Here is a 17,490-nt window from a genome sequence, read left to right on the forward strand (position 1 = left end):
CGCAGATTATGCGTATACGGCCCGCTGGCTGGGCTTTAGATAGGGTTTACTGCCCGTCGGGACGGGTGCGCATAATCTCCCGCGTTATGTTTAATGACCGAACGGCCAGCAACCCAACCAACAGAGAGCACCACGGTTTAACGCTGGCCGGGCGGGTATTGACCCCCGCACACGTCGAGGCTGACCAGGGCAGGAGGTGCGCCGCGCTGCGGCTTAGGAACGTACAGAAGCGAACGGCGCGCCTGCTGCCTGAGCACTCGCCAACGCACTCACAGAGAGCGAGCTAGCTTTACAGGCTGTCCGACATCACCGTTACTGCGTCCGGCTCTTGACTGTCCGCCTGCTCCGCCGGATGGGTCGACGCATGCACCGCCTGCAACGCACGGATACTCACCTGCGTATAGATTTGCGTCGATTCGATACTCGCATGGCCCAACATCGCCTGTATCCAGCGGATATCTGCGCCGTTTTCCAACATCTGCGTGGCCATCGCATGGCGGAACAGGTGGCAACTGCCCCAACGGCTGAGGCCCGACGCCACGATATATTCCTTGGTCACGAGGGTCACGCCGTTCGGCGTCAGCCCGGCCACACCGTCCAGCGCCACGAACAGCGCCGTCACCTCGGGATTGACCAGCAACTGCGGCCGCACCTGGTGCTGATAATGCAGCACCCACTTTAACGCCCGTTCCCCGATGGGGATAACCCGGTCTTTCTTCCCCTTGCCCTGCCGGATAGTGACGGTTCTTCGGCTGGCATCCACCGCGTGCTGGTCAAGCCCGGCCACTTCCATGCGCCGCATCCCCGTTGACCACAACAGCTCCAGCAGCGCCCGGTCACGCAGCCCTTTCAGCGTGCTAATGTCCGGCAACGCCAACACCTGCTCCACCTCCTCCACACTCAGGATATGGCGCGGCAGCCGCTTCTCCAGCCTCGGCAACACCAGACCCGATGCCGGGTCGGCCAACAGCAGATGGCTGCGCGTCATCCAGGCGAACCACACCACCAACGGCCCCAACTGGCTCCGCTGCGTCCGGCTGCTCAACGGCTCGCCGTCCGGTTTGCGGTAGGTGAACAGATACCGCTGATAACGTTCCAGGATGGGCAAGGTGATTTCTTGCGGATAGTGCAGCCCGCGTTCAGCGGCCCACAGGATAAAGCGGTATTGATGATGGGTTTGGGTCTTCAGCGTGGTTTCCGACCAGTTACGCTCTCTGCGCCACTTCACGAACCGCAGCAGCAGCGCATACAGGCTTTTGGGGTCATGCGCCGGGCCAACCGGCTTACGGTAGACTTCATCCACGGTCAGCAGCGCATCGGCGCGGGGTCTGCGGTAGGCCATTACTCACCTCCAACAGCAGGGGCAACAGTCCGTTTATTTTTTCCCTTTATTACGGTGTTTGAGGCAACCCCGACCGCTTCCACCACCAAGCCTTGTCCTGCCTGGCTCGAAGCCACTTTTTCACCTGCCGACTGACCACCGACCCCACCCCGACCAGAGGCCGACCGTTCTACCTCAGACCCCGACCGGTTCTCTTTGCCCTCATCCACGCCGTTTAGGGTGGGCGATGGGGAAGCCGCACGTTTATTTTTTCCCTTGATTACTCTATCCGGCGCAACCCCAACCACTTCCGCCGCCAAGCCTTGCTCTGCCTGACATGAAGGCACTTTTTCACTCTCCGACTGACCGCCGACCCCACCCCGACCAGGGGCCGACTGTTCTACCTCAGACCCCGACCGAGACGCTTCGCACACCTCCAACAAGCCGCACAGATGCGCCGCGCCGTTGTCTTCACCGTCCCACAACAGCCCGTATTCATAGGTTAAGCCACGCCGGAACACGACCAGGTACTCCATCTCCAGCAGCCGCGCCAGATGCACCTTGAGCTGTGTATCACCCCACTGTAACGCCGCCCGCACATCCCGCCGCGTGAACCGCACCTCGTCCGCTTGCAGTGCCTGCTGTTCGGCGCGGCCCTTTATCCAGTCCCGCAGCAACACCAACAGCTTGCGGGTTTGTGGTGGCATTTCGTCCAGCGTCCGCCCCAGCACCTCATGCGCCAACCGGTTCGCCAGCGCGATATCTGACCGCGCCACCTCGATATATTCCAGCCATTCACCGCGATGCTGTACCCGCTTCACCTCCCGTTGGTATTGGTGCAACAGCGCGATGCTCTGTATCAACGTCAGATACTTCATATGGTCGCGCCGGGTGCGGGTTTTGTCCGATAAGAACGTCAGTTGTTCCGCATACGGATTCACCACCTTCAGCGGCCGCAACAGCCGCTGTGCATTCTGGTGCAACCGCGTCAGATAGCCTTTTTCATTCGCCGCCAGCAACCCTTCCAGCGTTTGATGATGCCGCTGCAAGGCGTGGATGGCCTGCGTCTGCTCCCGCGATTCGTTCACCGTCAGCACCAGACAGCGATTCAACAGTTCTTCATCCACATCGATAGCCGTGGTGGTCAGCATCAGCATCACCGGGCCTTGCACCTTGTATTCCCGCGTCACCAGTTCGCCGCTCTGCTCGTTCTTCCCGGTGGAGGCGATTTTCAACTCCCCGTCCGACTGCAACAGCTTCAGCGCATACGCCGCCTGGCGAACACCTTCTTCCTCTGCAATGGCCAGTATCTTGTGCGAGAGCGAGGTTTCCCCCAGGTAATACAGGCTCTGCCCGGTCATGGCCGAGTACTGGACGCGCTCTTCTTCCGGCATCAGGTTCAGCACCGCATCCATCAACGACGATTTCCCCGCCGCCGAGCTGCTCTGTATCAGCACCGCCAATGGCCTGTCCAGTTTGCGACTCACCGCCGCCAGATACCCGGTCAGCAGGTTGGAGGATTCGCCCACCACACCACACGATGCCAGGTCATTCACCACCCGTTCAGCCAGCCGTGCATCTTTCAGCAGTGCCAGCGCCGCCGCTTCATCCTCAGTACTCAACGCCACCCCGGCAGGTGCGGCCAACTCTACCGCCTGCCGCGCCTCGTCCTGTTTCTGCTCCAGCAACAGCAGCAACCGGCCAGCCTCGCGCTTGATAACCGCCAACTCACAGCCCAGCTCAACCACGGCCACGTTGATAAAGCCCTGCCGCTGTTTGGCGTGGTACATGTCCAACTGGTCAACATGGAACGCGCCGCTGGCTTCATCTCGCACCTGGACGTTCACCTTCATCACGTCCGGCACCGTATTCTTTTGCCAGCCGCGCACCCGCCACACACGCGGGCCGCAGCGCATCAACAGCTCACCCGCTGCCGTGACTTCGCCGGGGATAGGCGCGGTTTCAGCCGACAACGGCGCAACCTGCACGCCCGGCAAGGCGGCTAAAGAAGAAGGGGTGTCCGGCCCCGGTGTTTCCTGCACGAACACCGCCCCCGGCCCGGTTCCATGGCCCATCCACGCGGCTTGTTCCAGTGCCAGCCCCAGCGCCTTTTCAGGATTGCCGCTTTTCAGCGCATACGCATTCGCATCCAACCCTTGCGGGAACCGCACCCGCCACGCTTCGATCCCCAGCTCCAGCAACTCACCGGCGACGGCTTCCGCCCCCCGATCTCCAGCTTCGTCCCGATCGAAGGCGATCAACACCCGCTTCACGCCGTGATACTGCAACGCCGCCAGATGATCCGCTGTAAAGCCGTTGCAGCCATAGGCCGCGATCACATTGCGGAACCCGGCACACCAGAAGGTCATGGCGTCGATCAGCGCTTCGCACAGGATCACTTCCGAGGACGCTTTCAACGCCGCTTCATTCCATACCCCGGCCAGCGGCGACGGCAGATACAGGTGTTTGGACGAGCCTTTTTTCACCTGGTGATCAACCACCGTTCTGCGCCCATACAGTTGCAGCACCCGGCCACGATGAGCCACATTGGCCGACTCCGACCAGCCGATCACCGGCATCACCACGCAGCCCCGGAAGTGATCTTGCTTGGTGACTTCCCGCAGCACCCCCACCGCGATCAACCGCTCCCGCAGCCGCCTGCCCTCCTTACTCGATTTTGAGGGCAACACCCCGGCTTCACCCGCAATACCGTGCGCCCCGGCATACCCCAGCCGGAAGTGACTCACCAGGTCGGGATGCGTCAACCCGCGGCTCACCAGCCATTCCTGCGCCTCCGGCGACGCCAGCAACTGCTGGTGATAGAAGTCGATCACCTGGTTAAGCAGCGCCTGGCCATCATCATCCAGATCGGCCAGTTTGGGGCGCACCACAGGCGGCGAAGCAGGAGAAGGGGCTACGGCCTTCACCGCAGCGACAGTAAACGACGACAGCCCCGCCAGCTCTTTCAGCCGCAGCAGCCCACTCAGGAAGTCCAGATATTCGGTTTTCATCAACCAGTCCAGCACCGAACCCGCTGCGCCGCAGCCGAAGCAGTGATACAGGTTCTTGTCAGGCGAGATCACACAGGACGGGGTTTTCTCCCGGTGGAACGGGCACAGCGTCACAGAGTCCTTGCCCTGGCGTTTCAGTTCACGCCGCTGGCTTTGTGCCACCTTCAACAGCGACACATCACGCTTTAACTGCTCCAGATCTTCCGGGGTGATCCTGCCCATTTCGCTGCTCCTGTAAAAACCTGTCAATAGGGTTTCAGTAAAAATAACTCGACAAGCATATACCACAGTAGGTAGTATTTACAACAGAGAGATGTAAAACAGGGAGTAGATTATGGTCATCAAGTCACGAACAACCACGGTAAAAAAGACGATGGCCGCCCCTGTTACCAATGAAGAACAGATATTTATGGCCGCGCTGGGCAAGCGCATGACAGAACTCCGTAAGGCTTCTGGCATGACTCAGGCGCAGATGGCGCAAGCACTGAACGTTTCACAGCAGGCCGTACAGTCCTGGGAAGCAGGCAGACGGCGGATACAGATATCCGCACTGCCTGCTGTAGCGAAGCTGCTTTCGGTTTCTCTGGAGGGATTGCTGGGTGAAGAGACAGAGCGCACACCGCGCAAGCGCGGCCCGGCATCCCGGCTGGAACAGCAGATTGAAGTGATCAGCCAGCTACCGAAGGCCCGGCAGAAGATGGTGGCTGAGATGCTGGATGCGGTGATTGCACAGGCGCAGCAGCAGGAGACAGGCAGCTAACAGACAGGATTTTTAACGCAGGTTGAAGGTGGTGGAACACCAACAACCTGCTCACCACCGCAACTAACAGGAGTAGTTACCATGGCTAGAACAGATTCTACGTCACAACCCACCGCACCCCAAGCACGTAAGAGCGTGGTCGGTTACCGCACCAACGGCGGCAGGCCGAACCCGCTGCCACAACTGACCATCAAGGGCCGCTGGCTGGAAGCGTTGGGCTTTACCCAGGGCCAACCGGTGAGCATTACCGCCGAACACGGCCAACTGATTATCCGCACCACGCCCGCCACGGAGGGGAACGCATGAACGTCACCTTTACCCCTCAACCGATCCGTGTGCTTCCGGTGAACCCGTATTGACAGGTTTATGAGACCTGCATCTGGTTTACAGGAGGCCGTTCGTCAGGTGGTGAAGTGCTGAGTGTGGTGTTGGGGGGCTTTGGCACAGGGGCTGAGTCCGTTGTCGCTGCCGTTGAAGCCATGTGGGACGCGGGCTCCCGATATTTACGGTGTCAGCGCCGCAAGTCCTTAGTGCGGGAAGTCACGGGATTACTGGCAGGCGTCGCTCCCCGCGAAGGTGAACCCCGGCAGCGGCAACAACTCCTCCAGACGCGCTTCTGGCCAGCCCGGCAGACGCCGCAAAACATCCGTCAGCCAGGCATGCGGCTCCAGGCCATTCATCTTTGCCGTTTCCAGCAGACTCATGATTTTCGCCGCGCGTTCGCCTGCTGCAACCGAACCTGCGAACAACCATGATTTTCTGCCCATGACCACCGGTTTGATCGCCCGCTCGCAGACATTGTTGTCCAGCGGCAACCCGCCATCGTCCAGGAAGCGACTGAGGGCAACCCGACGTTTCAGCGCGTACGTGATCGCTTTGCCCAGCGCAGAGTTCTCCGGGCACGCATTTTTCTGCTGTTCCAGCCAGTGCCAAAGTTTTTCCAGTGCCGGTCGCGCATAACGCTGTCGCCACTGGCGGACCTTTTCTACTGGCCGGTGCCGGATCTTCTTTTCCAGCCGGTACAGGCTGGCTATCTGTCTTATCGCCGTGGCTGCACGCGGATCTTTACCCGCTTTATACAGGTCCGCGAAGTTTCTGCGGGCATGAGCCCAGCACCCCGACAGGATTATCCCGTTGTGCTGGTTTGCCAGCGTTTCATACGCCGGGTACCCGTCAACCACCAGGCTCCCGGCCCAGTCTTTCAGGTATCCCGCCGGATATTGGCTGCTTCTGCCGGGTTGACAGTCGAAGCACACCACTGGCGGGCCACTTCGTTCACCACTGACGTAGCACCAGAGATAACCGGCGCGGGATTTGCCCCCTTTTCTCGTGTCGAGGAGTTGCAGGGGCGTTTCATCGGCGTGTACCACATCCCGTGTCAGCAACATCCGGTGCAACGTCTCTGCCAGTGGCGTCAGTACGGTGCCCGCACGCCCGACCATATCCGCCATCGTGCTGACGGGCAGACTGATGTCTGACCGGGCCAGCACCGACTGCTGACGATACAGCGGCATATGGTCACAGTGTTTACTTATCACCAGTTGCGCGATGAGTGACGGTTCAGCCACACTTTTCGGGATAATGTGCGCGGGCATGTCACCGCTGACCACACACTGGCAGCAGTTGCAGCCGTACTGCGGGCGAACATACCGGTTAACCACGATGCGGGCCGGGATGTACTCCAGTTTTTCGCTCACTTCATCGCGGATGTGGTGCAGCATTCCAGGGCATTCGGGGTCAAGGCAGCTTTCCGTTGATGCGGGAACGATAACGATCTCTTTTCGCGGAAGATGTGCCGGAAGCGGTTTACGTGCCGGACTTTTGCCGGGGGGCGTTTCTTCTGGGGGAAGCAATGTATCCAGTTGCGCTTCAACGGCGGCGATATCGGCATCCATATCCTCTTCGAACAGGGAGCGTTGCATCCCGGCCAGGGTCTCACTTTTTTTCCCGAAGCGCTGTTGGCGGGCCAGTTTCAGCATTTCTTCCAGGAGTTCGATACGCTGTTGAAGCCCGGTATTTTGCTGACGAAGTTTTTCTTTTTCTGCATTCTCAGACATTGCATTTTGCACCATGGCAAGTGCCAGAGTGCGAAGCTGTTCGATGTCACTGATGGTGGTGAGAACGGAGATATCCATGCGGATCATTATACCACTCCCGACATGGATAATCATTATTCTTCATGAGGTTATCATGTTCTGCGAGCCATATTCAGACTCGCCACGGAAGACCCATTTTTCGAGGTCGTGGCCTCTCACCTGCTGCCAGTCAACACCACTGACGAGCCAGTTGAACTCATCGGGCGTGAGTGACCAGGCAACCTCATTTGCCCGGGGCCAGCGGAAGTTTCCTTTGTGCAGACGACGAACGCACAACCAGACGCCGTGCTTATCCCAGCGCAGCACCTTAATGCGGGAGCGAGCCTTGTTGGTGAAGACGAAGGCGGCACCTTCGTGCCAGGACGCCTGCAGTTCATCTTGCACGTACTGCGTAAGCGTGTCGATCCCGCGCCGCATATCAACGGGTTTCACGGCGAGAAAGACATTTTCAGGCGTCAGCATGCTTGAGCGCCTTGAAGACATCGGTCAGTTGTGAAGGATGGCAGCACATCCGTATTCCGCCGGGCAGGAATAGCGTAACGGGTTCATTCGCCACAGATGAAAAGGGTTCAGAAGGTGGAGCGGATTGGACGATATGAACGGGCAAAACAGTAGGTTTGCTTGCACGTCGTTGAGCTTTTGCGACATCTTGGGGCCATTCACGAAAGGAGGTAAAAGGAATATCGTTGAGCTCACAATACTGCCGGCGGGTAAGGCCGCTGGCGCGCCAACTGGCGACGTGTTGTTTTTTCTGGTCAATGAACCATCGTTGTTTTTGCATCGGTAAACACCCTTGTGTCAGTGGAGGATGGTGCCGATCTTACCTGCTGAAATTATTATGAAAATACGAGTTCACCGGAAGTACACACCGATCCCGGAACTGATGATTGAAGGCGCTACGTTGGCCAGACTCGGATTTACCGCTGGCACCCCGTTACAACTGACGCGCCAGCATCACACCTTGTGGATCACTGTCGTCACCGACGACGCCACCTGGGAAGCATTGTGCGAAGCCAGCCAAGACCGTCCCGACTTGGGTGCGGATTGGGTGCGGGATAACGGCGAGCTGATTATCGGCGGCGACTGGCTCACCGAGTCCGGCATTACCAACGCGGAACAACTGGAACTCACCATTGCGCCCGGTGTGCTTCGGTTACAACGGCGGGAAGTGGAGGTTTTCAAAGCATAAAAGCAACAACCCCGGCCAACTGGCCGGGGTTACTGTTTATGGTTGGTAAGGCTGGTAATCTTCGAACTCCCAGGCAAAGACGCGGGAGAGCTTTTGGGCGATCTCCATCCAGTCACTACCTTCACACTGATCAATATAATCTGTGATGGTTTTAGTAATCTCATCAAGATCATACTTGCGAACCAGTAGAGTATGACGCATCAGCTCAGGCACCCAATGGTGCTTACAGAGCCACTCTGGGGTGCAGATAAATACATCAAAATGATTGATTCCTTCTTCTCCTACTGGTCCTATACATAAATGAGCTAAAAATTGAAAACAATCATCCTGTTCAGGTTGATAACTTGATAAATCAAACCAATCACAACCAATACTTCTTAGAGATGCTTTCATTTACTTTTCCCCCGAAATATTCAAGTGACCGTTACCAACTTTATCCATTTTTCCTGTTTCAATATTTTTTGTATAACTTTCAAAGTTAGCCTGCGTTCCTGTTGGATTTAGTGAACCCGGTGTATTTGGTTTTTCTTTTGGGGATCGATAAATTCTGGTTCCATCGGCACTAACTAACCCTGTGCCATCACTCGTTGGTCTAGATCCTTCGCCAACCCAAATTTTACCCAGCTGATCAGCTTCCTCTTTAGTACCCGCACCAACGCCATAATTTAGCTTTCCATTATCGCCTTTGATTACAGCATCCAACCTCGGATCTTGCTTCGCAATGCTATCGAGGTTTTGTTGCCTTAAATCGTCTTTCAACTTCGCATAGTTGGCTGAGCTACTTGCCGATATCTCATCACTGGCCTTATTGATCAACTGAGACGCTTCAGCAACATCCCCCTTCTTCAGCGCCGCCTCTGCCGCTTTGATTGCCTTACCCGCTGCATCACCAGCAACCGGTAAAATGCCCATCGCCGCAACCAGATAATCCAGCGCACTCTGCGCCTCCGCAAAGCTCTTGATATCACCAATGATAGGCACGAAGTCTATCCCAAAGCCCGCAGCTCCTTTCAGCAGTTCATCGCGATTCTCGCTTATCTTCGCTGAACACGCTTCTGCACTCATCCCGGCACAGTTTTTCTGCTTGTAGTCTTCTACGAGTGCGTTGAGTTCATCCTGGGCTTTTTGGTATTTCTGTTCCTGCGTCACGCCAGCAACTTTGTTCTCGCCGATATCACTCAGCGCGTTATTCTCCACAACAACGTGCTCCGTCGTGAAGTTGACCGCCGCAACCACTTTTTCCCTGTGCCGTCAGTCAGTTACAAGCCCATTTCGCCAGTGCATTTTCACACTCGCAACTTTTTGCCCCGACGCGACTTTTACGCCCGGTATCACACTTTCCCCAGCACTGTTAAAGAGCAACCGCACACACATCATAGCAGCGGCGTCAGCCGCTGCCATTACCGCTTTTCCGGTTTTCTCCGCGGCGGGAGGCGGCGCACAGCGGCTTTTTGCTGTGCGTCGCCGAACCGCCTGCCAGGTGCGGGGCGGCGAGCCTCCGCAAGGGCCGGAACGGCGCTCTGTTGCACACCTGCCCAAGCCGGGTTTTGACTTTGCATGACCACACAGAACCGGGGCGGGCGCGGAAGCTGGCGAGGCGGGAACGAGCAAGGAGGAACGACTGCGAGCCGCCGCAGCCAGACGCAGCCGGGCGGGCATTAAGCCCTTCAAGCGGAGGCCGCCAGGCCGACAACCCTTTTGCCGTTGACCTTGATGTTGAAGAAGAACACTGTCGCCAACAGCGGCGGGAGCCTGCGAGCGGCGCGCCACACCGCACTGGCCGTTAATGATGCCAAGGAAGATTGCCCAACCCGCAACCGACGCAGAACCTGCCCGCTGCGGGGGCGCACGACATAACGCAGATTATGCGTATACGGCCCGCTGGCTGGGCTTTAGATAGGGTTTACTGCCCGTCGGGACGGGTGCGCATAATCTCCCGCGTTATGTTTAATGACCGAACGGCCAGCAACCCAACCAACAGAGAGCACCACGGTTTAACGCTGGCCGGGCGGGTATTGACCCCCGCACACGTCGAGGCTGACCAGGGCAGGAGGTGCGCCGCGCTGCGGCTTAGGAACGTACAGAAGCGAACGGCGCGCCTGCTGCCTGAGCACTCGCCAACGCACTCACAGAGAGCGAGCTAGCTTTACAGGCTGTCCGACATCACCGTTACTGCGTCCGGCTCTTGACTGTCCGCCTGCTCCGCCGGATGGGTCGACGCATGCACCGCCTGCAACGCACGGATACTCACCTGCGTATAGATTTGCGTCGATTCGATACTCGCATGGCCCAACATCGCCTGTATCCAGCGGATATCTGCGCCGTTTTCCAACATCTGCGTGGCCATCGCATGGCGGAACAGGTGGCAACTGCCCCAACGGCTGAGGCCCGACGCCACGATATATTCCTTGGTCACGAGGGTCACGCCGTTCGGCGTCAGCCCGGCCACACCGTCCAGCGCCACGAACAGCGCCGTCACCTCGGGATTGACCAGCAACTGCGGCCGCACCTGGTGCTGATAATGCAGCACCCACTTTAACGCCCGTTCCCCGATGGGGATAACCCGGTCTTTCTTCCCCTTGCCCTGCCGGATAGTGACGGTTCTTCGGCTGGCATCCACCGCGTGCTGGTCAAGCCCGGCCACTTCCATGCGCCGCATCCCCGTTGACCACAACAGCTCCAGCAGCGCCCGGTCACGCAGCCCTTTCAGCGTGCTAATGTCCGGCAACGCCAACACCTGCTCCACCTCCTCCACACTCAGGATATGGCGCGGCAGCCGCTTCTCCAGCCTCGGCAACACCAGACCCGATGCCGGGTCGGCCAACAGCAGATGGCTGCGCGTCATCCAGGCGAACCACACCACCAACGGCCCCAACTGGCTCCGCTGCGTCCGGCTGCTCAACGGCTCGCCGTCCGGTTTGCGGTAGGTGAACAGATACCGCTGATAACGTTCCAGGATGGGCAAGGTGATTTCTTGCGGATAGTGCAGCCCGCGTTCAGCGGCCCACAGGATAAAGCGGTATTGATGATGGGTTTGGGTCTTCAGCGTGGTTTCCGACCAGTTACGCTCTCTGCGCCACTTCACGAACCGCAGCAGCAGCGCATACAGGCTTTTGGGGTCATGCGCCGGGCCAACCGGCTTACGGTAGACTTCATCCACGGTCAGCAGCGCATCGGCGCGGGGTCTGCGGTAGGCCATTACTCACCTCCAACAGCAGGGGCAACAGTCCGTTTATTTTTTCCCTTTATTACGGTGTTTGAGGCAACCCCGACCGCTTCCACCACCAAGCCTTGTCCTGCCTGGCTCGAAGCCACTTTTTCACCTGCCGACTGACCACCGACCCCACCCCGACCAGAGGCCGACCGTTCTACCTCAGACCCCGACCGGTTCTCTTTGCCCTCATCCACGCCGTTTAGGGTGGGCGATGGGGAAGCCGCACGTTTATTTTTTCCCTTGATTACTCTATCCGGCGCAACCCCAACCACTTCCGCCGCCAAGCCTTGCTCTGCCTGACATGAAGGCACTTTTTCACTCTCCGACTGACCGCCGACCCCACCCCGACCAGGGGCCGACTGTTCTACCTCAGACCCCGACCGAGACGCTTCGCACACCTCCAACAAGCCGCACAGATGCGCCGCGCCGTTGTCTTCACCGTCCCACAACAGCCCGTATTCATAGGTTAAGCCACGCCGGAACACGACCAGGTACTCCATCTCCAGCAGCCGCGCCAGATGCACCTTGAGCTGTGTATCACCCCACTGTAACGCCGCCCGCACATCCCGCCGCGTGAACCGCACCTCGTCCGCTTGCAGTGCCTGCTGTTCGGCGCGGCCCTTTATCCAGTCCCGCAGCAACACCAACAGCTTGCGGGTTTGTGGTGGCATTTCGTCCAGCGTCCGCCCCAGCACCTCATGCGCCAACCGGTTCGCCAGCGCGATATCTGACCGCGCCACCTCGATATATTCCAGCCATTCACCGCGATGCTGTACCCGCTTCACCTCCCGTTGGTATTGGTGCAACAGCGCGATGCTCTGTATCAACGTCAGATACTTCATATGGTCGCGCCGGGTGCGGGTTTTGTCCGATAAGAACGTCAGTTGTTCCGCATACGGATTCACCACCTTCAGCGGCCGCAACAGCCGCTGTGCATTCTGGTGCAACCGCGTCAGATAGCCTTTTTCATTCGCCGCCAGCAACCCTTCCAGCGTTTGATGATGCCGCTGCAAGGCGTGGATGGCCTGCGTCTGCTCCCGCGATTCGTTCACCGTCAGCACCAGACAGCGATTCAACAGTTCTTCATCCACATCGATAGCCGTGGTGGTCAGCATCAGCATCACCGGGCCTTGCACCTTGTATTCCCGCGTCACCAGTTCGCCGCTCTGCTCGTTCTTCCCGGTGGAGGCGATTTTCAACTCCCCGTCCGACTGCAACAGCTTCAGCGCATACGCCGCCTGGCGAACACCTTCTTCCTCTGCAATGGCCAGTATCTTGTGCGAGAGCGAGGTTTCCCCCAGGTAATACAGGCTCTGCCCGGTCATGGCCGAGTACTGGACGCGCTCTTCTTCCGGCATCAGGTTCAGCACCGCATCCATCAACGACGATTTCCCCGCCGCCGAGCTGCTCTGTATCAGCACCGCCAATGGCCTGTCCAGTTTGCGACTCACCGCCGCCAGATACCCGGTCAGCAGGTTGGAGGATTCGCCCACCACACCACACGATGCCAGGTCATTCACCACCCGTTCAGCCAGCCGTGCATCTTTCAGCAGTGCCAGCGCCGCCGCTTCATCCTCAGTACTCAACGCCACCCCGGCAGGTGCGGCCAACTCTACCGCCTGCCGCGCCTCGTCCTGTTTCTGCTCCAGCAACAGCAGCAACCGGCCAGCCTCGCGCTTGATAACCGCCAACTCACAGCCCAGCTCAACCACGGCCACGTTGATAAAGCCCTGCCGCTGTTTGGCGTGGTACATGTCCAACTGGTCAACATGGAACGCGCCGCTGGCTTCATCTCGCACCTGGACGTTCACCTTCATCACGTCCGGCACCGTATTCTTTTGCCAGCCGCGCACCCGCCACACACGCGGGCCGCAGCGCATCAACAGCTCACCCGCTGCCGTGACTTCGCCGGGGATAGGCGCGGTTTCAGCCGACAACGGCGCAACCTGCACGCCCGGCAAGGCGGCTAAAGAAGAAGGGGTGTCCGGCCCCGGTGTTTCCTGCACGAACACCGCCCCCGGCCCGGTTCCATGGCCCATCCACGCGGCTTGTTCCAGTGCCAGCCCCAGCGCCTTTTCAGGATTGCCGCTTTTCAGCGCATACGCATTCGCATCCAACCCTTGCGGGAACCGCACCCGCCACGCTTCGATCCCCAGCTCCAGCAACTCACCGGCGACGGCTTCCGCCCCCCGATCTCCAGCTTCGTCCCGATCGAAGGCGATCAACACCCGCTTCACGCCGTGATACTGCAACGCCGCCAGATGATCCGCTGTAAAGCCGTTGCAGCCATAGGCCGCGATCACATTGCGGAACCCGGCACACCAGAAGGTCATGGCGTCGATCAGCGCTTCGCACAGGATCACTTCCGAGGACGCTTTCAACGCCGCTTCATTCCATACCCCGGCCAGCGGCGACGGCAGATACAGGTGTTTGGACGAGCCTTTTTTCACCTGGTGATCAACCACCGTTCTGCGCCCATACAGTTGCAGCACCCGGCCACGATGAGCCACATTGGCCGACTCCGACCAGCCGATCACCGGCATCACCACGCAGCCCCGGAAGTGATCTTGCTTGGTGACTTCCCGCAGCACCCCCACCGCGATCAACCGCTCCCGCAGCCGCCTGCCCTCCTTACTCGATTTTGAGGGCAACACCCCGGCTTCACCCGCAATACCGTGCGCCCCGGCATACCCCAGCCGGAAGTGACTCACCAGGTCGGGATGCGTCAACCCGCGGCTCACCAGCCATTCCTGCGCCTCCGGCGACGCCAGCAACTGCTGGTGATAGAAGTCGATCACCTGGTTAAGCAGCGCCTGGCCATCATCATCCAGATCGGCCAGTTTGGGGCGCACCACAGGCGGCGAAGCAGGAGAAGGGGCTACGGCCTTCACCGCAGCGACAGTAAACGACGACAGCCCCGCCAGCTCTTTCAGCCGCAGCAGCCCACTCAGGAAGTCCAGATATTCGGTTTTCATCAACCAGTCCAGCACCGAACCCGCTGCGCCGCAGCCGAAGCAGTGATACAGGTTCTTGTCAGGCGAGATCACACAGGACGGGGTTTTCTCCCGGTGGAACGGGCACAGCGTCACAGAGTCCTTGCCCTGGCGTTTCAGTTCACGCCGCTGGCTTTGTGCCACCTTCAACAGCGACACATCACGCTTTAACTGCTCCAGATCTTCCGGGGTGATCCTGCCCATTTCGCTGCTCCTGTAAAAACCTGTCAATAGGGTTTCAGTAAAAATAACTCGACAAGCATATACCACAGTAGGTAGTATTTACAACAGAGAGATGTAAAACAGGGAGTAGATTATGGTCATCAAGTCACGAACAACCACGGTAAAAAAGACGATGGCCGCCCCTGTTACCAATGAAGAACAGATATTTATGGCCGCGCTGGGCAAGCGCATGACAGAACTCCGTAAGGCTTCTGGCATGACTCAGGCGCAGATGGCGCAAGCACTGAACGTTTCACAGCAGGCCGTACAGTCCTGGGAAGCAGGCAGACGGCGGATACAGATATCCGCACTGCCTGCTGTAGCGAAGCTGCTTTCGGTTTCTCTGGAGGGATTGCTGGGTGAAGAGACAGAGCGCACACCGCGCAAGCGCGGCCCGGCATCCCGGCTGGAACAGCAGATTGAAGTGATCAGCCAGCTACCGAAGGCCCGGCAGAAGATGGTGGCTGAGATGCTGGATGCGGTGATTGCACAGGCGCAGCAGCAGGAGACAGGCAGCTAACAGACAGGATTTTTAACGCAGGTTGAAGGTGGTGGAACACCAACAACCTGCTCACCACCGCAACTAACAGGAGTAGTTACCATGGCTAGAACAGATTCTACGTCACAACCCACCGCACCCCAAGCACGTAAGAGCGTGGTCGGTTACCGCACCAACGGCGGCAGGCCGAACCCGCTGCCACAACTGACCATCAAGGGCCGCTGGCTGGAAGCGTTGGGCTTTACCCAGGGCCAACCGGTGAGCATTACCGCCGAACACGGCCAACTGATTATCCGCACCACGCCCGCCACGGAGGGGAACGCATGAACGTCACCTTTACCCCTCAACCGATCCGTGTGCTTCCGGTGAACCCGTATTGACAGGTTTATGAGACCTGCATCTGGTTTACAGGAGGCCGTTCGTCAGGTGGTGAAGTGCTGAGTGTGGTGTTGGGGGGCTTTGGCACAGGGGCTGAGTCCGTTGTCGCTGCCGTTGAAGCCATGTGGGACGCGGGCTCCCGATATTTACGGTGTCAGCGCCGCAAGTCCTTAGTGCGGGAAGTCACGGGATTACTGGCAGGCGTCGCTCCCCGCGAAGGTGAACCCCGGCAGCGGCAACAACTCCTCCAGACGCGCTTCTGGCCAGCCCGGCAGACGCCGCAAAACATCCGTCAGCCAGGCATGCGGCTCCAGGCCATTCATCTTTGCCGTTTCCAGCAGACTCATGATTTTCGCCGCGCGTTCGCCTGCTGCAACCGAACCTGCGAACAACCATGATTTTCTGCCCATGACCACCGGTTTGATCGCCCGCTCGCAGACATTGTTGTCCAGCGGCAACCCGCCATCGTCCAGGAAGCGACTGAGGGCAACCCGACGTTTCAGCGCGTACGTGATCGCTTTGCCCAGCGCAGAGTTCTCCGGGCACGCATTTTTCTGCTGTTCCAGCCAGTGCCAAAGTTTTTCCAGTGCCGGTCGCGCATAACGCTGTCGCCACTGGCGGACCTTTTCTACTGGCCGGTGCCGGATCTTCTTTTCCAGCCGGTACAGGCTGGCTATCTGTCTTATCGCCGTGGCTGCACGCGGATCTTTACCCGCTTTATACAGGTCCGCGAAGTTTCTGCGGGCATGAGCCCAGCACCCCGACAGGATTATCCCGTTGTGCTGGTTTGCCAGCGTTTCATACGCCGGGTACCCGTCAACCACCAGGCTCCCGGCCCAGTCTTTCAGGTATCCCGCCGGATATTGGCTGCTTCTGCCGGGTTGACAGTCGAAGCACACCACTGGCGGGCCACTTCGTTCACCACTGACGTAGCACCAGAGATAACCGGCGCGGGATTTGCCCCCTTTTCTCGTGTCGAGGAGTTGCAGGGGCGTTTCATCGGCGTGTACCACATCCCGTGTCAGCAACATCCGGTGCAACGTCTCTGCCAGTGGCGTCAGTACGGTGCCCGCACGCCCGACCATATCCGCCATCGTGCTGACGGGCAGACTGATGTCTGACCGGGCCAGCACCGACTGCTGACGATACAGCGGCATATGGTCACAGTGTTTACTTATCACCAGTTGCGCGATGAGTGACGGTTCAGCCACACTTTTCGGGATAATGTGCGCGGGCATGTCACCGCTGACCACACACTGGCAGCAGTTGCAGCCGTACTGCGGGCGAACATACCGGTTAACCACGATGCGGGCCGGGATGTACTCCAGTTTTTCGCTCACTTCATCGCGGATGTGGTGCAGCATTCCAGGGCATTCGGGGTCAAGGCAGCTTTCCGTTGATGCGGGAACGATAACGATCTCTTTTCGCGGAAGATGTGCCGGAAGCGGTTTACGTGCCGGACTTTTGCCGGGGGGCGTTTCTTCTGGGGGAAGCAATGTATCCAGTTGCGCTTCAACGGCGGCGATATCGGCATCCATATCCTCTTCGAACAGGGAGCGTTGCATCCCGGCCAGGGTCTCACTTTTTTTCCCGAAGCGCTGTTGGCGGGCCAGTTTCAGCATTTCTTCCAGGAGTTCGATACGCTGTTGAAGCCCGGTATTTTGCTGACGAAGTTTTTCTTTTTCTGCATTCTCAGACATTGCATTTTGCACCATGGCAAGTGCCAGAGTGCGAAGCTGTTCGATGTCACTGATGGTGGTGAGAACGGAGATATCCATGCGGATCATTATACCACTCCCGACATGGA

At 58.7% G+C, this 17,490-nt stretch carries 16 protein-coding genes; 6 read left to right on the plus strand and 10 right to left on the minus strand.

Annotation, left to right across the window (positions count from 1 at the left end):
• Positions 1 to 289: 289 nt before the first annotated feature.
• Together xerC (ACX9GT_RS24790) and ACX9GT_RS24795 are read right to left on the minus strand one after the other, a co-directional pair.
• A complete protein-coding gene (xerC, locus tag ACX9GT_RS24790) occupies positions 290 to 1,342 on the minus strand; it encodes a site-specific tyrosine recombinase XerC (RefSeq protein WP_473189165.1) in 1,053 nt (350 codons plus the stop codon).
• Positions 1,342 to 4,554 (minus strand): CHC2 zinc finger domain-containing protein, encoded by a 3,213-nt coding sequence (locus ACX9GT_RS24795; protein ID WP_473189166.1) that lies wholly within the window; start codon positions 4,552 to 4,554, stop codon positions 1,342 to 1,344. Before ACX9GT_RS24795 ends, xerC (ACX9GT_RS24790) begins: the two co-directional genes overlap by 1 nt.
• A gap of 112 nt (positions 4,555 to 4,666) precedes the next feature.
• On the opposite strand from ACX9GT_RS24795, the gene ACX9GT_RS24800 reads away from it, so the two are divergent.
• Both ACX9GT_RS24800 and ACX9GT_RS24805 read left to right on the plus strand, forming a co-directional pair.
• The gene (locus tag ACX9GT_RS24800) at positions 4,667 to 5,092 is read left to right on the plus strand and encodes a helix-turn-helix domain-containing protein (protein ID WP_473189167.1); all 426 of its coding nucleotides are present in this window, start codon (positions 4,667 to 4,669) and stop codon (positions 5,090 to 5,092) included.
• Positions 5,093 to 5,173: 81 nt separating this feature from the next.
• Positions 5,174 to 5,398 (plus strand): SymE family type I addiction module toxin, encoded by a 225-nt coding sequence (locus ACX9GT_RS24805; RefSeq protein ID WP_473189168.1) that lies wholly within the window; start codon positions 5,174 to 5,176, stop codon positions 5,396 to 5,398.
• Between the two features lie 242 nt (positions 5,399 to 5,640).
• Here the strand turns inward: ACX9GT_RS24805 and tnpC (ACX9GT_RS24810) are convergent, their stop codons facing one another.
• The 3 genes from tnpC (ACX9GT_RS24810) to tnpA are packed head-to-tail and all read right to left on the minus strand — an operon-like array spanning position 5,641 to position 7,969.
• The gene (tnpC, locus tag ACX9GT_RS24810; protein ID WP_473191545.1) at positions 5,641 to 7,227 is read right to left on the minus strand and encodes an IS66 family transposase; all 1,587 of its coding nucleotides are present in this window, start codon (positions 7,225 to 7,227) and stop codon (positions 5,641 to 5,643) included.
• Between the two features lie 42 nt (positions 7,228 to 7,269).
• Positions 7,270 to 7,650 (minus strand): IS66 family insertion sequence element accessory protein TnpB, encoded by a 381-nt coding sequence (gene tnpB / locus ACX9GT_RS24815; protein WP_473189059.1) that lies wholly within the window; start codon positions 7,648 to 7,650, stop codon positions 7,270 to 7,272.
• The gene (gene tnpA, locus ACX9GT_RS24820) at positions 7,637 to 7,969 is read right to left on the minus strand and encodes an IS66 family insertion sequence element accessory protein TnpA (protein WP_473189060.1); all 333 of its coding nucleotides are present in this window, start codon (positions 7,967 to 7,969) and stop codon (positions 7,637 to 7,639) included. The genes tnpB and tnpA overlap by 14 nt, the downstream gene beginning before the upstream one ends.
• Before the next feature lie 57 nt (positions 7,970 to 8,026).
• On the opposite strand from tnpA, the gene ACX9GT_RS24825 reads away from it, so the two are divergent.
• Positions 8,027 to 8,377 carry a hypothetical protein gene (locus ACX9GT_RS24825; RefSeq protein ID WP_473189169.1) on the plus strand — a complete coding sequence of 117 codons (351 nt, stop codon included), beginning with the start codon at positions 8,027 to 8,029 and terminating at the stop codon, positions 8,375 to 8,377.
• 36 nt (positions 8,378 to 8,413) lie between these two features.
• On the opposite strand, the gene ACX9GT_RS24830 is transcribed toward ACX9GT_RS24825, so the two are convergent.
• Together ACX9GT_RS24830 and ACX9GT_RS24835 are read right to left on the minus strand one after the other, a co-directional pair.
• Complete coding sequence (locus ACX9GT_RS24830; RefSeq protein WP_473189170.1) at positions 8,414 to 8,770, minus strand: immunity 8 family protein; 357 nt, start codon at positions 8,768 to 8,770, stop codon at positions 8,414 to 8,416.
• On the minus strand, positions 8,771 to 9,574 hold the full coding sequence (locus tag ACX9GT_RS24835; protein ID WP_473189171.1) for a hypothetical protein: 804 nt from the start codon (positions 9,572 to 9,574) through the stop codon (positions 8,771 to 8,773). It lies immediately after the preceding gene.
• A 516-nt stretch (positions 9,575 to 10,090) separates the two neighbouring features.
• Here ACX9GT_RS24835 and ACX9GT_RS24840 point away from each other — a divergent pair.
• A complete protein-coding gene (locus tag ACX9GT_RS24840; RefSeq protein ID WP_473189164.1) occupies positions 10,091 to 10,234 on the plus strand; it encodes a hypothetical protein in 144 nt (47 codons plus the stop codon).
• Between the two features lie 289 nt (positions 10,235 to 10,523).
• Here ACX9GT_RS24840 and xerC (ACX9GT_RS24845) read toward each other — a convergent pair whose 3' ends face one another.
• Complete coding sequence (gene xerC, locus ACX9GT_RS24845) at positions 10,524 to 11,576, minus strand: site-specific tyrosine recombinase XerC (RefSeq protein ID WP_473189165.1); 1,053 nt, start codon at positions 11,574 to 11,576, stop codon at positions 10,524 to 10,526.
• Positions 11,576 to 14,788 carry a CHC2 zinc finger domain-containing protein gene (locus ACX9GT_RS24850; RefSeq protein ID WP_473189166.1) on the minus strand — a complete coding sequence of 1,071 codons (3,213 nt, stop codon included), beginning with the start codon at positions 14,786 to 14,788 and terminating at the stop codon, positions 11,576 to 11,578. The genes xerC (ACX9GT_RS24845) and ACX9GT_RS24850 overlap by 1 nt, the downstream gene beginning before the upstream one ends.
• A gap of 112 nt (positions 14,789 to 14,900) precedes the next feature.
• On the opposite strand from ACX9GT_RS24850, the gene ACX9GT_RS24855 reads away from it, so the two are divergent.
• Entirely contained in the window at positions 14,901 to 15,326 is a 426-nt protein-coding gene (locus ACX9GT_RS24855; RefSeq protein ID WP_473189167.1) for a helix-turn-helix domain-containing protein, read from the plus strand.
• An 81-nt stretch (positions 15,327 to 15,407) separates the two neighbouring features.
• Positions 15,408 to 15,632 (plus strand): SymE family type I addiction module toxin, encoded by a 225-nt coding sequence (locus ACX9GT_RS24860; RefSeq protein ID WP_473189168.1) that lies wholly within the window; start codon positions 15,408 to 15,410, stop codon positions 15,630 to 15,632.
• Between the two features lie 242 nt (positions 15,633 to 15,874).
• Here ACX9GT_RS24860 and tnpC (ACX9GT_RS24865) read toward each other — a convergent pair whose 3' ends face one another.
• Positions 15,875 to 17,461: an IS66 family transposase gene (gene tnpC, locus ACX9GT_RS24865; protein WP_473191545.1), complete on the minus strand. Its 1,587-nt coding sequence runs from the start codon at positions 17,459 to 17,461 to the stop codon at positions 15,875 to 15,877.
• Positions 17,462 to 17,490: the final 29 nt, after the last annotated feature.

This window comes from Serratia sp. YWN4, from assembly GCF_055790845.1.